Origin of the sequence: Campylobacter concisus, assembly GCF_003048595.2 — a bacterium.
GTDB lineage: Bacteria > Campylobacterota > Campylobacteria > Campylobacterales > Campylobacteraceae > Campylobacter_A > Campylobacter_A concisus_L.
Map to the genome: position 1 here is coordinate 997,440 of NZ_CP049270.1, position 14,148 is coordinate 1,011,587.

The 14,148-nt window shown below is 37.0% G+C and carries 13 protein-coding genes and 1 pseudogene; 6 read left to right on the top strand and 8 right to left on the bottom strand.

Annotated features, from left to right (window positions below):
- Nucleotides 1-7 precede the first annotated feature (7 nt).
- From CVT15_RS05030 to CVT15_RS05050, 5 genes are read right to left on the bottom strand one after another with little or no spacing between them, the layout of a single operon-like run.
- Nucleotides 8-373 (bottom strand): YkgJ family cysteine cluster protein, encoded by a 366-nt coding sequence (locus CVT15_RS05030; RefSeq protein ID WP_084107877.1) that lies wholly within the window; start codon nt 371-373, stop codon nt 8-10.
- Entirely contained in the window at nt 370-1,077 is a 708-nt protein-coding gene (locus tag CVT15_RS05035) for a tRNA1(Val) (adenine(37)-N6)-methyltransferase (protein ID WP_107898143.1), read from the bottom strand. The genes CVT15_RS05030 and CVT15_RS05035 overlap by 4 nt, the downstream gene beginning before the upstream one ends.
- The gene (locus CVT15_RS05040) at nt 1,074-3,326 is read right to left on the bottom strand and encodes a vesicular transport factor Uso1p (RefSeq protein WP_107898144.1); all 2,253 of its coding nucleotides are present in this window, start codon (nt 3,324-3,326) and stop codon (nt 1,074-1,076) included. Before CVT15_RS05040 ends, CVT15_RS05035 begins: the two co-directional genes overlap by 4 nt.
- Nucleotides 3,327-3,328: 2 nt before the next feature.
- Nucleotides 3,329-4,285 carry an NAD(P)/FAD-dependent oxidoreductase gene (locus tag CVT15_RS05045; RefSeq protein ID WP_072594292.1) on the bottom strand — a complete coding sequence of 319 codons (957 nt, stop codon included), beginning with the start codon at nt 4,283-4,285 and terminating at the stop codon, nt 3,329-3,331.
- Between the two features lie 24 nt (nt 4,286-4,309).
- Nucleotides 4,310-5,650, bottom strand: coding sequence for a class II 3-deoxy-7-phosphoheptulonate synthase (locus CVT15_RS05050; protein ID WP_107898145.1), 1,341 nt, complete (start codon nt 5,648-5,650; stop codon nt 4,310-4,312).
- Between the two features lie 144 nt (nt 5,651-5,794).
- On the opposite strand from CVT15_RS05050, the gene rarD (CVT15_RS05055) reads away from it, so the two are divergent.
- From rarD (CVT15_RS05055) to CVT15_RS05075, 6 genes and pseudogenes are all read left to right on the top strand, one after another.
- Nucleotides 5,795-6,682 carry an EamA family transporter RarD gene (gene rarD / locus CVT15_RS05055; RefSeq protein WP_021091407.1) on the top strand — a complete coding sequence of 296 codons (888 nt, stop codon included), beginning with the start codon at nt 5,795-5,797 and terminating at the stop codon, nt 6,680-6,682.
- 16 nt (nt 6,683-6,698) lie between these two features.
- On the top strand, nt 6,699-7,553 hold the full coding sequence (rarD, locus tag CVT15_RS05060) for an EamA family transporter RarD (protein WP_269059541.1): 855 nt from the start codon (nt 6,699-6,701) through the stop codon (nt 7,551-7,553).
- Complete coding sequence (locus CVT15_RS05065) at nt 7,546-7,998, top strand: aryl-sulfate sulfotransferase (RefSeq protein ID WP_103579600.1); 453 nt, start codon at nt 7,546-7,548, stop codon at nt 7,996-7,998. Before rarD (CVT15_RS05060) ends, CVT15_RS05065 begins: the two co-directional genes overlap by 8 nt.
- 38 nt (nt 7,999-8,036) lie before the next feature.
- The gene (locus CVT15_RS09985; protein WP_230853892.1) at nt 8,037-8,480 is read left to right on the top strand and encodes a hypothetical protein; all 444 of its coding nucleotides are present in this window, start codon (nt 8,037-8,039) and stop codon (nt 8,478-8,480) included.
- Between the two features lie 32 nt (nt 8,481-8,512).
- Nucleotides 8,513-9,402: pseudogene (locus CVT15_RS09990) on the top strand (McrB family protein); the annotation flags it as partial.
- Nucleotides 9,403-9,418: 16 nt separating this feature from the next.
- A complete protein-coding gene (locus tag CVT15_RS05075; protein WP_103577482.1) occupies nt 9,419-10,624 on the top strand; it encodes an McrC family protein in 1,206 nt (401 codons plus the stop codon).
- A gap of 80 nt (nt 10,625-10,704) precedes the next feature.
- Here the strand turns inward: CVT15_RS05075 and CVT15_RS05080 are convergent, their stop codons facing one another.
- The 3 genes from CVT15_RS05080 to gatB are packed head-to-tail and all read right to left on the bottom strand — an operon-like array spanning nt 10,705 to nt 14,081.
- Entirely contained in the window at nt 10,705-11,760 is a 1,056-nt protein-coding gene (locus CVT15_RS05080; RefSeq protein ID WP_103577481.1) for a glycoside hydrolase family 3 N-terminal domain-containing protein, read from the bottom strand.
- The gene (locus CVT15_RS05085; RefSeq protein ID WP_103577480.1) at nt 11,757-12,647 is read right to left on the bottom strand and encodes an NAD(P)H-dependent glycerol-3-phosphate dehydrogenase; all 891 of its coding nucleotides are present in this window, start codon (nt 12,645-12,647) and stop codon (nt 11,757-11,759) included. Before CVT15_RS05085 ends, CVT15_RS05080 begins: the two co-directional genes overlap by 4 nt.
- A 12-nt stretch (nt 12,648-12,659) precedes the next feature.
- Nucleotides 12,660-14,081 carry an Asp-tRNA(Asn)/Glu-tRNA(Gln) amidotransferase subunit GatB gene (gene gatB / locus CVT15_RS05090; protein WP_103577479.1) on the bottom strand — a complete coding sequence of 474 codons (1,422 nt, stop codon included), beginning with the start codon at nt 14,079-14,081 and terminating at the stop codon, nt 12,660-12,662.
- Nucleotides 14,082-14,148 lie beyond the last annotated feature (67 nt).

A 14,148-nucleotide genomic window follows, 5' to 3' on the forward strand; every position in this document is an offset into this window, starting at 1 on the left:
AAAAATACTAAAATTTTACGCCAATACATTCTGCTTTTAGCTCCTTTAAATTTTTTTTAAAATAATTCCAAAACGGAAAAGTCCTACATTGCTGTGGCCTTAGCTCATAAACTGAGCAGTTTTTATTTTTTTCATCAAAAAATACACAAGCAAAGCCATCTTCATAAGGCTTCTCTTTTATGCTACACCTTAGCCCAACTCTTATTAAAAACTGCTTTTCAAACTCATCTTTACTCATATGAAATGCGGTGCAAAATTTTGAAATTTCTTCTTCATTTATCCAGATGTAGCCACTCTCTCCAGTGCAACACTTACCGCCACAGCTCTCGCAAAAGCTGGCATCAAACTCATAATTAAAGCCTTGCACCCTCACGCTAGCTCCTGATAATCGACGCTATTTGTATCAGCTTTTTTAAAAATTTCAATCGCCTCTTTTGTATGTGAGCCATTTTTACTCATCACTAAAGGCGGCAAAATTTTTAGCTTTGAGTTTGAATTATTTCTTACCTCAAATAAGGCCAAATTTGCTGGTTTATCAGCCTTTGTATGAATAAATTTTAGGCTTACTAAATTTAGCTTAAACTCTTTTAGGCACGCTACAATCTGACCAAGATCATCAGGTGCATAGCAAAAAAATGCCCTTTTGTGAGGCTTTAAATTTAGACTTATACCTTTTATAAAGTATTTTAAATCCAAAGAGCTTGTGTATCTACTAGCCTTTATATGCTCATCTTCGCTTTGTTTCGTACCCTCGTGATAAAATGGAGGATTTGATACGATGAGGTCAAATTTCTCGCTATCTTTAAATTTTGCAAAGTCAGTATTTATAATTTCTGCTTTCAGGTTATTTTGGCTGGCATTAAATTTAGAAATTTCACCATTTATCTGCAAGATATCAAGAGAACAAAGAGTCGCTTTTTCAAAGTCGCGTTTAAGCAAAAGCCCAAGTATCCCACATCCTGCGCCAACGTCTAAAATCCTACCTGAAAAATTTTTCAAACTTGATCTTATAAAATCATAAAGTACCAGCGTATCGCTGTTGTAGCGATAGCCACTTTTTAGCTGAGCCAAGATCATCTATAAACCTTGATGATAAAGCCACGCGTGACATCTTTTACGATCACTTCGGAGCTAAAGCTGATCCTTGCAAAATCGCCAAATTCCTCTTTTATAAGCTCAGCTGCTGCCTTTGCACGCTCTTTACCAACGCCGTAATTTACATAGTTATTTAGCCTGCCAAGATCATCTTTTTTGATACTTTGAGCTACATTTGATGGGATAACAAAATTTTTCTTATCTACGATCGGAATTATCTCATAAAGATAGTTTGAGTTAAATCTTTGCAAAAATTCGCTCACTCTATTCTTGCACATCACGCTAATCTTATCTTTTGCGTCCATGTCATCACACTCAAGGCTAGAGATCAAAACTAGCTTTGTTGGCGTCTCTGGCTTAGTTGTCGCCTGTAAGATATTTTTTAAATTTACATTTTCATTTTCAAGCTCATCTTGCCTATTTAAATTTTGCTCGATATCTTTTTGAAGTTCGATGATCTTGGCATTTACTGGACTTCCTTTTACGCTAGATGAGCTAAGTTCATTTATTTTAGAATTTAACCTCTCAATCGTCTTATTACTCTCATTTAACTTATGTTTTGCGCTTTCAAGCTCATTTTGTAAGCTTAGTAAATTTTTACCACCGCTTTTATTGCTATCAGCAAAAAGAGCCGACGTATCAGCTATCTTTTTTTGCAAAATATTTATTTGCTGACGCAAAATTTCATAGTTTTGCATATCGATCTTTAGCGTCCTTTTTTGAGCTTCTAGCTCACTTTGCTTTGCTGCTAGCATTTGGCTTGTTTGCGTGAGATTATTTTCCAGCTCTTTTATCTTTTCATCTTTTAAGTTTATCTTTGCACCTAAATTTTTCAACTCGCTGTCATTTAACCCAAGCTTTTGGGTCTGCAAAGAGATAGTTTGATTTTGCTCAAACAAAGTTTTTAAAAATTTATTCGTCTTTGTATCAAGCGTCTTTAGCTCATCTCGTGTATTTTTAAGGCTCTCTTCACTTAAATTTAGCTTTTTATTTAGCTCACTTAAACTTGCATTTGCATCTAAATTTTGCTTCTCTAGCTTTTTATTTATCAAATTTACCCGTTCAAGCTCTTTTTTAAGCAAATTTATATTTTCATTTGCGAGTTTATTTTCCTGCTCGCTTTTAAGATTTTTTTCTTTTAAATCATTAAAACTTTTATGAAGTGCCGCAAGAGAGGCATTTAGCTCTAAATTTTTACCATTATAGTTTTCAACTGCCAAATCTTTTGAGTTTAAATTTTTCTTTATCTCATCAAGTTCATAAATTCTATCTTTTAAGGCAGTCTTGCTTGACTCAAGAGCCTCCTCAAGATCAATTATCTTATTTGCCTTTTTTGAAAGCTCATCCTCCATAGCACTCTTTTGCGTTTCAAAGCCGTCAGTTAGTGCATTTATCTCTTTTTCGTAGCTAAATTTTTGTGTATTAGCGTCATTTTTTGCTCGCTCGATCTCCTCTTTTAAAAGCAAAATTTCTTTTTTTTCGTTTTTATCTTTTTCATTTTGAGTATTTTCATACTCTTTTATTAGTGCGTCTTTTTGAGCCAGTGTCGTATTTAGCTCTATATTTTGCTCTTTTAAAGCCGTGTAATTTGCCTCAGCTGCCTCTTTAAATTTAGCAAAATTTGCTTCGATATCTTTTACCTTACTTTCATCGCCATTTTTTGCCTCATTTATCGCATTTTCAAGGTCTATTATCTTTTTTTCATAGGCTTTTGAGCTCTCTATCATATCAGCTTGAGCTTCATTTAGTCGTTTTGTGAGAGTTTGTATATTTTCAAAGTGTTGTGCTTCAAGCTCGCCAAGCGTCTTTTGATTTTTTTCAACTATCTCATTTTTTTCATTTTCGATATTTTTTTTCATCTCTGAAATTTTGCTTATAAAGTCTAAATTCTTCTCGCTGATATCGACATTATCAGTAGCTAAAATTTTATTTTTTTTACTTAGCTCACGAACTTGTTCTTGAAGTTCATTTACATCATTTGATAAATTTTGATCGTTCGTTTCAGTAAAATTTTGGATATAGCTTTTTGGAGTTATATATCCGCCATATTCGTAAAGATCGTCTTTGCTGATGTACTTTTGTCTCTCTTCTTCTGGCAAATTGTCAAAATTTATAGAATAAATCGTTTGATTAGTATCTTTTGGTGTCTCATCTTCTTTTGGAGATTTAAAAAACGATAGGCAAAAGCCAACTATCAAACAAAAAATAGCTAGTAAAATTTTATTTATCAAGCTTATGCCTTGCCCTTTAAAATGTCTTTTATGACGTGATGAGCGTGATTTAGAGCAACGACTATTGAGCCGCCATTTTTTAGCACGATGTCACCGCCTACATAAAGTCCTGGCACGCTACTTTGGTAGTTACTATCAACTATTGGAGTGCCTTTTTCATCAATTTTTATCTGACATTTTTGTAAAAAATCAACCGGACTTGAGCCACCTATTGCATAGACAACTCTGTCATAAACGCGAATTTTGCCATTTTCGTAATGCACTCTAACTTTGCCTGATTCGTTATCTATCTCTTTTATATCGTGATTTAGCCTAACTTTTATCTTACCGTGCTTTTCTAGCTCCCAAAGCGCGCTTAAATTTGTCTCATTTACACGGCTAAAATTATCTTTTCTATAAGCGATTGTGGTTTTATTGTATTGGCAAAGCTCGATCGCATACTCAACTGCTGAGTTTCCGCCACCTACGACAAGCACCTTTTCGCCGTTTGTACAGCTATCAAGGTTAAAATTTACAACCGAGTTTAGTGAAGGTGGGATTTTATAATCAGGCTTATTTGGTCGTCCCATTTTGCCAATTGATATCATCACATTTTTAGCTTCATAGACGGCTTTTGAGGTAGTTACTTTAAAAATTTCTCCATCTTTTTTCACGCTCTCTACTTCAGAATTAAAAAAAGCTTCAATCTTTTCAGTATCAAGTAGCTTATCAAAATAATCAAGCGTACTCTCTTTCGTGCCATCTTCAAACGAAACTACACCATGTATTGTACTATCTTGCCCTTTATACTCTTTATCTACGCGTTTATTATCTTTATAAAATTTTCTTATCGTTTGGCTGTGATTATCGCCTTTTTCAAGAAGCAAAACGTTGTTTAAGCCATTTCGTTTTGCCTCGACTACGCTAGCAATTCCACAAGGTCCGCCACCAACAACAATTAGATCATAAACATTTACCATCTTCTTCTCCAAATTTTATAAATTCTAAGCTTTTTTAACTAGATCAGCCATCAAAAATGCAAGCTCAAGTGCCTGATCAGCATTTAGCCTTGGATCACATTGTGTTTCATATCTTTGCTCAAGCGAGCTTTCAGTGATGTTTAATGCCCCACCCGTGCACTCAGTCACGTCTTGACCCGTCATCTCAAGATGCACGCCACCAGCTCTTGTACCCTCAGCTTTGTGAATTTCAAAAAAGCTTCTAACTTCACTTATTATCTTGTCAAATTCTCTGGTTTTGTAGTTATTTGATGTTTTTACAGTGTTGCCATGCATCGGATCTATACTATAAACGATACTTAGCCCTTCTCGCTTTAGCTCTCTTAAAATTTTTGGTAAATTTTCGCCTATCTTATCAGCACCCATTCTGATTATCACGTTTAGTCTGCCAGCTTCATTTTCTGGATTTAGTTTATTTGCAAGAGCGACGACATCTTCAGCCTTTGCACTTGGTCCGATCTTTACACCGATAGGATTTTTCACACCACTTAAAAAATGTACGTGAGCGTCGTTTATACCACGTGTTCTTTCGCCTATCCAAAGCATATGAGCCGAGCAGTCGTACCACTCACCACTAAGACTATCAACCCTAGTCAATGCCTCCTCATAAGGTAGCAAAAGCGCCTCGTGAGATGTATAAACCGCAGTTTGATTTATGACTGGCGTATTTGCTGAAGTGATGCCACAAGCTGCCATAAATGAAAGCGTCTTTGTTAGCTCATCAGCTAGTTTTGCGTATTTCTCGCCGATCTCTGGCTTTTTGACAAAGCCTAAATTCCACTTATGTACTTGATGAAGGTCGGCCAAACCGCCTCTTGAAAAGGCTCTAAGTAAGTTCATCGTAGATGCACTTTGATAATACGCCTCGATCATGCGTTTTGGATCAGGCACTCTTGCCTTTTCGTCAAATTCAAAGCCATTTATGATGTCACCTCTATAGCTTGGAAGCTTAACGCCATTTACCTCTTCAAAATCGCTACTTCTAGGCTTTGCAAACTGCCCTGCCACGCGGCCCACTTTAACCACTGGATAGCCACCAGCAAAGGTTAAAACTATCGCCATTTGAAGTAAAACCTTAAACATATCTCTGATGTTGTTTGCATTAAAATTTGTAAAGCTCTCAGCGCAGTCGCCACCTTGAAGCAAAAATGCCTCGCCATTGCAAACTTTTGCAAGTTCTTCTTTTAAACTTCTAGCCTCGCCAGCAAAGACCAAAGGAGGAAGCGATTTTAATTTTTCTTCGACCTCTTTAAGCTCTTTTAAATCTGGGTATTTTGGTTGTTGCAAGATATTAAATTCTCTCCAGCTATCGCGGTTCCAAGTCATTTATTTTCCTATCTTTTTTGCCTTAAATTAGACGCTGATTATATCACGGCAAACTTAAAAAATAAAAGCCATTAATGGGTTATTAAAGATATTTTGCATACAATCGCTACTTTAAATTTACCCAAAAAGGAGCAGAATTTTTTCATGATAAAAGGCATATTTTATTCGCTTTTGGCATCTGTTTTGTTTAACTGCATCTACTACATGTCAGTGCTCATGAACCCCATCAGCACGCAAGCTCTTGTTGGATACCGCATGATCTTTGCCATGCCTTTTGTCATCGCAGCCATTTTTTTGTTAAAACAGCAGCGAAATTTCAAATTTTTACTTCTAAAAATAAAGCTAAAACCTAAAATTTTACTAGTTTTACTAGCTACCTCGCTCATTGTCTCATTTCAGATGTGGCTCTACCTCTGGGCTCCAAGCAACGGATCAGCGCTAAAAGTCTCTATCGGCTACCTCATCATGCCAATAGTCATGGTCCTTTTTGGACGGATATTTTTTAAAGAGCACCTCTCTAAAACAAAGCTAGCCTCGATATTTTTTGCAGCCCTTGGCGTCTTTAGCACAGCTATACTAAGCGGCGGCATCTCGTGGGAGAGCGCTGTAGTTTTTTGCCTTTATCCAGTCTATTTTGCCATTAGAAAGTACTACAACCTTGCAAATTTCTCAAGCTTTGTTATAGAGATAATTTTTATGTTTTTATTCTCATTTTATTTTGCGCTCACAGCCGATATGAACTACGTGATGAGCCAAAATCCAAACATCTACTATCTGCTCATCTTGCTTGGTGCTATCAGCGGCATAGCCCTCATCGCCCAGATCCTCTCAAGCACGCTCGTGCCGATAAATGTACTAGGTTTGCTTACATATTTTGAGCCTATAATGATGCTTTTTGTCTCATTTGCTATCGGCGAGAGACTGGAGAAAAGCTCATACTTTTTAATGATCTGCCTAGCCATCTCGGTCACACTTTTGATGATAGATAGTATAAATTCTATAAAAGGCGACAAAAATACCAAGACTAAATGAGAGCCAAAAAGGCGTTATTCTCGCGCTTAGCGCCTTTTTTATGTGGGGGTTTTTGGCGGTTTATTTCAACCTCTTTAGCAAAGATGTCGATGCTTATGAAATTTTAGCCCACAGAGTCATTTGGTCATTTTTCTTAATGGCTGGAGTGCTTTATTTTAGTGGCAGAATGGGCGAAATTTTTGCGCTTCTTAAAGATATCCACTCGCTAAAGGCTCTATTTTTAAGTGGTATTTTTATCACCATAAACTGGGGCGTTTATGTCTATGCGGTGGGTAGCGGTAAAATTTTAGACACGAGTTTGGGATATTTTATAAATCCCTTGATAAGCATGCTCCTTGGCGTCATCATCTTTAAAGAGCGCCTGAGCAAAGCTGGCGCCATAGCTGTTTGTATCGTCATCGCAGCCGTTTGCGTGCAAATTTATGCCAAAGGCGGTCTGCCACTTGTCTCTATCATCTTGCCACTTTCATTTGGTTTCTACGCGATGGTTAGAAAGATGGCGAAGATTAGCGCATTTAATGGGCTTTTTATCGAAACATTTTTTATGTTTCCATTTGCGCTTGGCTACGTTTTTTACATAGCATTTTTAGGCAAAAGCCACTTTGGACTAAACGAAGACTCGCTTTTAATGATCGCTTCAAGCATCGTCACTATCGTGCCGCTTGTCGCATTTAACGCAGCTGCTACAAGGATAAATTTAACGACGATTGGCTACTTGCAATACATCTCGCCAACCATCGCGATCCTTTGCGCGGTCTTTATTTATGGCGAAATTTTAGACGGCTACAAAGTCGTCTCATTTTGTATGATCTGGCTGGCTTTAGCGATAATTAGCATGGATAAATTTAGAAAAAGGAGTAAAAATGAATAGCGTTACGATTTATTTGCTGCTTGCGTTTTTTGCAGCGCTTATTTTATATTTTCAGATACAAAAACTAACCAAAAAACTTGACGATGAAGGAGCGGTGCCAGCCTGCCAAAAAGCCGTTCAAGAGGCCATAGAAAGCTTAAACAACAGTGAAAAATATCCTAAATTTTGCGGCATTATCCTAAAAAAGATAAATGGCTTAAGACAAGATATTTTATTTGAAGATGCGCTAAATAGTGAGTCTGATAAAGATAAAGCATTAGATGCCTTAGAGCAAATAAGAGAAAAACTGGAAACTTTATCAAAGCAAGAAAATTTAAGCTGGGAGAGTGAGCTCTTTGCGATCTTGGACGATCTAGATGGCTTTATAAAGATAAATTTCAAAAACGGCGAAGATAGAGCTGAAGAGCTAAGAGACGAACTAAAAAAAGAATTTGATGGGTTGTGATATCAACTCAAATAAATTTTAGATTTAAAGGAATAAGTATGTTTGAAGATATAGATTATGACAGTTTTAAAGATTATTGTAAAAAAACTTTAAGTAAAAATACGGTTCAACAATATCAAACCTATTTAAGAAATTTTATTAGTTTTTTAGAAAACAATAAAATTTACTCAATTTTTGACTATTATGATGCAAAGAGCAAAAATCCAAAATATCTAGAAGAAGAGTTTATAAAATCAGGAAGACCTAAAAAACATTTTTATAATTATAACTCTGCAGTAAACAAATACATAGAATTTAAAAATGGCAAAGGAGATACAATGCCAATAGAAAACAATGGACAACAAAAAGCTAAGGTAAATTTTCCACTTAATCAAATTTTATATGGCCCTCCAGGAACTGGAAAGACATACAGTACAGTGACAAAAGCTATCGAGATAATAGAAGAAAGAGAAGTTGATAGAAGTAAACAAGAGATGATCTAAAAAATAATTTTAATGAATACATTCAAATCGGACAGATAAAATTTGTAACATTTCATCAAAGCTATGGATATGAGGAATTTATTGAGGGCATAAGGCCTGTTTTTGATGGTGAAAACAAAAACAACGAAATATCTTATAGGATAGAAAAAGGTATTTTTTATCAGTGCTGTGAGGATGCTTTGCACTTGGCTGGATACAAGGATGGACTCAATAAATTTTGTTCTTTATCAAAGAGCGAGCGGATATACTTAACGACAATGTGCCAAAGTATGTTATTTTGATCGACGAAATAAACCGAGGCAATATATCTAAAATTTTTGGTGAGCTTATAACTCTTATAGAGCCGTCAAAAAGGCTCGGAGCAGATGACGAGATAATAGTGGAGCTACCATACTCAAAAGAAAAATTTGGAGTGCCGTCAAATTTATACATAATAGGCACGATGAATACAGCAGATCGCAGCATAGCCCTTATGGATACGGCTCTTAGAAGAAGGTTTGAGTTTGTGGAGATGATGCCAGAATATGACAACCTAAACGAAATAAATATCGAAGGCATAAATATAGGTGAAATGCTAAAAACGATAAACGAACGCATAGAGTATCTTTACGACAGAGACCACACGATAGGACATGCTTATTTTATAAATGTGTCAGACATTAAAACGCTTGCAAATGTCTTTAAAAACAAAATTTTACCGCTACTACAAGAGTATTTTTATGACGACTGGGAGAAAATAAGACTAGTTCTGGGCGATAATCAAAAAGATGAGGATTTGCAGTTTATTAAAGTCAAGAAAAATATTGCAAAAGAAAAACTATTTGGAGGAAAAATCGACAATATAGACGATAAAGTCTTATACGAGATAAACAATCGAGAAAATTTCAACAACCCTCAAAGCTATATAAAAATTTACGAATGAAACAAAACGCAAAGCAATGACCAAATACTTAATAGAGTTTGAAAAATTTCGCCCGGAAGACGACCAAGACCTATTTAACGCAGTAGATGCATTTACTAGAGAAAATTTTGCCACAGTAGAGTTTCTAAGGCCCGGCAGAGACAAAAAGGGAGATTTTTTACAAGCTCAAAACTATGTCGGTATCATCCAGACAAAAAGTGGCAATAGTCTTGAGATACTTCCAAAAATCCATGATAATGACAATGGCAACAATAAAGAAGCGGTAGAAAATTCTAAAAGAATTTTACTAAGAATGTTAAAAACTTTAAAAAACCATCCATTTAAAAATATAAACATAGCGAATTTAAAAAGCTTGAATCTACCACTTCTTGAAATTTTTATATCAATGTTCTTAGATGAAGTATCAAAACTCATAAAAATAGGCATAAAAAGCGACTATGTGGAACTGGAAGATAATCTAAAATTTTTAAAAGGAAAGCTAAAAATCTCGGAGCAAATACGTAAAAATATCGTGCATAAAGAGAGATTTTATGTTTGCTATCAGGAATTTTCCATAGATAAAGCCGAAAATCGCCTCATAAAAAGTACGCTCGAGTTTTTATATAGACGCTCAAAATCAAGCAAAAATCAACGACTTATTAGGGAATATTTATTTATTTTTGATGAAATTTCATCTAGCTCCGATATAAACGCAGACTTTAGCCGATTAAAACTAAATCGCCAAACAAAACACTATGAACAAGCGCTTTTATGGAGCAAGATATTTTTACAAAATAAGTCGTTTAGTCCGTATAAAGGTAGCGATGTGGCTTTTGCTTTGCTGTTTGATATGAATACGCTTTTTGAAAACTATGTTGGAAATTTTATAAAGAAAAAGCTTCCAGATATTATATTGCAGCATCGAGGAAAATATCTTATTGAAGAACCAAGAAGAGACTTCGGGTTAAAACCAGATATATTTTTAAGATATAAAAACCAAAATTATATAGCCGACACAAAATGGAAGATCGTCAAGTCAAAAGACGATATTTCACAAGCCGACTTATATCAGCTATATGCTTATGGTAAAAAATATAATTGCAGCAGGCTCTATCTAATATATCCAAAAATAGATGGGGTAAAACAAGAGTCTATGGGTTTTAAATACAACGATGAAATGCGGCTTGAAATTTTATACTTTGATTTAGAAAAAGACGAGATTGCTAGAAATTTACTAGTCTGAAGTACTTTTTAAAGTCTCTTTAAATTCCACTCTCATTTTCTATTTCTTAATAAGTGGATTGTAACTCATCAGAGCAACTCTTAAAGCTTTGCCTTTAGAGCCATTATCCTCTTATATGAAGCGTCGATTCGCTCTTTGCTGATCTTTTTTTCATTTACTGCATCGACTATGATCCGAGTGACTAGATCAGCCGTTCTTTGGTTGTTTATCTTAAACTCGCTAAAAAGTAAGATATCGCCTCCAGCATTTATAAATTTCACCACCTTTTGTGCTAAAGACTCGTCGCCAACGCCTTTCATCAGCATATCATCGCTGATAACCACGCCATTAAATTTAAGTTCATTTCGCAAAAGATCGGTTATTATTTTTTTAGAAAGCGTGGCTGGATTGTCCTCGTCTATGCCTTTTACAAAAAGGTGCCCGACCATGATGATCTGCGCTCTACCCGTGCTTATAGCGTCTTTGTATGGCAGCAGCGCATCTTTACTTAGCGTGACTTCGCTCTTATTTTTATGCGAGTCCTCTTTTGAGCTGCCGTGTCCCGGAAAATGCTTAAGCGTCGTTAGAATGCCCTGCTCTTTAAATGCGTCCATAAAAGCATCAGCATAGATCACCACCTTGCTTGCATACTCACTAAACGCCCTTTGCTTAGCAGCAATGATCGGCGAGTTTTCGTCGTGCAGATCGACCACTGGAGCGAAATCTAAATTTATGCCGCACTCTTTTAAATTTATAGCCATTTTTGAGTAGAGATCATATGCGCTTTTGATGTCAAGCGTACTTGCTACCTCGTATGCGCTAGGATATGGGCCATCAAAGCTCTTATCCTTCATTCGGCTCACATTTCCACCCTCTTCGTCTATAGCGATAAAAATTTTAGGACTTTTTTCTTTGATTGCTTTTATGCTAGCTTTTAGCTGAGCTTTGTTGGTGATGTTTCTGCCAAGTAGCATCACACCGCCAAATCTCTCATATCCAGCGTCGCTTAGCATAGCGCGAAACGCAGCGTCTTTTGTACTAGCTCCATTAAAGCCAACCATTATCATCTGCGAGACTTTGGCTCTTAGGCTCACTTCTGCGCCGTTTAGCCCGAGAGTAAAAATAGTCATAAAAAGTATAAATTTAAAAGCTCTCATCTTCTTCCCAAAAGCGATTTTACGCTCTCAAAAACATCTTTACCATTTAGCATGTTTTCGACCTCGCTAGCGATGGGCACATATATGTCCTTTTCTTTAGCGATCTTGCTAATAGCCCTTGCAGTATCCACACCCTCTGCCACTTCACCAAGCTCATTTAAAATTTTCTCTAATCTCTCGTGCCTTGCGATGCCTAGACCTACGCGGTAGTTGCGTGAAAGTATCGATGAGGCAGTCAAAAAAAGATCTCCTGCGCCACTTAGCCCCATAAATGTCTCATCTTTTGCGCCAAAAAATTTGCCAAATCTAGCCATCTCGACAAGCCCACGTGAAATGAGGCTTGCTCTTGCATTGTTACCAAGACCAAGTCCGTCACAGATACCGCCAGCTATGGCGATCACGTTTTTATAAGCCCCACATACTTCAGCTCCGATCACATCATCTGAGGTGTAGGCTTTCATGTAGCTTGGGAAAAATGAAGCAAATTTTAAAGCTAAATTTTGATTTTTAGAATTTACCACCAAAGCGCAAGGCAGCTTCTGCATGATCTCTTTTGCAAAGGTCGGTCCTGAAAGAAAGGCTAAATTTTCACTATCCACAAAATCCTCATAAATTTCATTTAAAAATTTAAGATTTGTCGTGTCTATGCCTTTGCTAGCGACTAGGATCTTTTGACCTTTGTTTTTGTAGTTTTGCTTTAGCCATAAATTTGTAGCTTGCGTTGGGATCGTGCAGACTAGATATTCGCACTCCAAAGCCTCTTCTAAGCTTACAAAATTTGGCATCTCTCTTGGCGTTCTTGAGCTGATGACGCACTCGTTATTTTCACTAAATGCGTGAAATAGCGCACTGCCCCACTTGCCAGCTCCGATGACTGCTATGCTCATTTTAGCCCTTTTTTAGCCTATTTTGGCCTTTAAAAGCTCATTGACCTTGCCTGGGTTAAAGGCACCCTTGCCCTCTTTCATTACTTGACCGACAAAGAAGCCAAACATCTTATCTTTGCCGTTTTTATACTCTTCGACTTTGTCGGCATTTGCAGCTAAAATTTGATCTATGATCGCGATGATCGCTGAGTCGTCACTCACTTGTTTCAAGCCAAGTTTTTCGATGACACTATCGACGTCCGCGTCATTTTCCATAAGGTAGTCTAGCACCTCTTTTGCAGCCTTGCCGCTTATCGTGCCATCTTCTATGCGTTTTAGTAAATTTATCATTTTGACACTATTAACTGGGCTAGTCTCGATCGTTACGCCGTTATTTAAACGACCAAGAAGCTCAACTATGAGCCACGTAGTAGCAAGCTTTGGTTGAATTCCAGCGGCGATCAGCTCTTCAAAATATCTAGCCATCTCAACACTTTGAGTTAAATTTAGAGCATCACTCTCTTTTACGCCTAGCTCACTAACATATCTTGCGACCTTTTGCTCGGCAAGCTCTGGAATTTTTATCGCCTCTTCATACATCTGCTCTGACACTTCAACAGGCAGCAAGTCAGGATCAGGGAAGTATCTATACTCCGCACTATCCTCTTTGCCACGCATAGATCTTGTCACTAAATTTGTCGTGTCAAACAGCCTTGTCTCTTGATAGACTTCTTGGTCGTATTTGCCATCTTCCCAAGCTGCACTTTGGCGCTCCACCTCGTAATCGATCGCTTTTTGGATAAATTTAAATGAGTTTAGATTTTTTATCTCAACTCTTGTATAAAGCTTGGTATCGCCTTTTGGACGGATAGAGACGTTTGCGTCGCAGCGGAAGCTACCTTCCTGCATATTTGCGTCGCTGATATTTAAAAAGCGAAGGATTGAGTGCAGTTTTTTAAGATAAGCCACCGCCTCGTCGCTACTTCTAAGGTCTGGCTCGCTAACTATCTCAAGAAGCGGCGTACCGGCTCTGTTTAGATCAACCAAACTCTCAGTTTCTTCATGGATGTTCTTTCCAGCGTCCTCTTCAAGGTGCGCTCTAGTTACGCCGATGCGCTTTTTAGTGCCGTTTACGTCGATGATAAGTTCGCCACCTTCAACGATAGGTATCTCAAACTGTGAAATTTGATAGGCCTTTGGAAGATCTGGGTAAAAATAGTTTTTTCTATTAAATACTGATTTTTTATTTATCTTAGCGTTTATCGCTGTACCAAAGCTGATCGCCTTTTTGACTGCCTCTTTGTTTAGCACAGGTAGCGCTCCAGGCAGAGCTAGGCAGGTCGGACAAACGTGGGTGTTTGCCTCGTCGCCAAAGCTAGTCGAGCAAGAGCAGAAAATTTTAGTTTTTGTATTAAGCTGAGTGTGAACTTCTAAACCGATAACGACTTCAAACATATTTTTACCTTTAAATTTATACAAATTTTTAAGGCGTATTTTAGCGATACTTTCTTTTAAAATATCT

Bases quoted from the DNA above. Each gene is read 5' to 3' on its own strand.
- CVT15_RS05035 (WP_107898143.1), bottom strand. From the start codon at position 1,077: ATGATCTTGGCTCAGCTAAAAAGTGGCTATCGCTACAACAGCGATACG.
- CVT15_RS05080 (WP_103577481.1), bottom strand. From the start codon at position 11,760: ATGAGAGCTTTTAAATTTATACTTTTTATGACTATTTTTACTCTCGGG.
- rarD (WP_021091407.1), top strand. From the start codon at position 5,795: ATGATAAAAGGCATATTTTATTCGCTTTTGGCATCTGTTTTGTTTAAC.
- CVT15_RS05065 (WP_103579600.1), top strand. From the start codon at position 7,546: ATGAATAGCGTTACGATTTATTTGCTGCTTGCGTTTTTTGCAGCGCTT.
- CVT15_RS05045 (WP_072594292.1), bottom strand. From the start codon at position 4,285: ATGGTAAATGTTTATGATCTAATTGTTGTTGGTGGCGGACCTTGTGGA.
- CVT15_RS09985 (WP_230853892.1), top strand. From the start codon at position 8,037: ATGTTTGAAGATATAGATTATGACAGTTTTAAAGATTATTGTAAAAAA.
- gatB (WP_103577479.1), bottom strand. From the start codon at position 14,081: ATGTTTGAAGTCGTTATCGGTTTAGAAGTTCACACTCAGCTTAATACA.
- CVT15_RS05075 (WP_103577482.1), top strand. From the start codon at position 9,419: ATGACCAAATACTTAATAGAGTTTGAAAAATTTCGCCCGGAAGACGAC.
- CVT15_RS05085 (WP_103577480.1), bottom strand. From the start codon at position 12,647: ATGAGCATAGCAGTCATCGGAGCTGGCAAGTGGGGCAGTGCGCTATTT.
- CVT15_RS05050 (WP_107898145.1), bottom strand. From the start codon at position 5,650: ATGACTTGGAACCGCGATAGCTGGAGAGAATTTAATATCTTGCAACAA.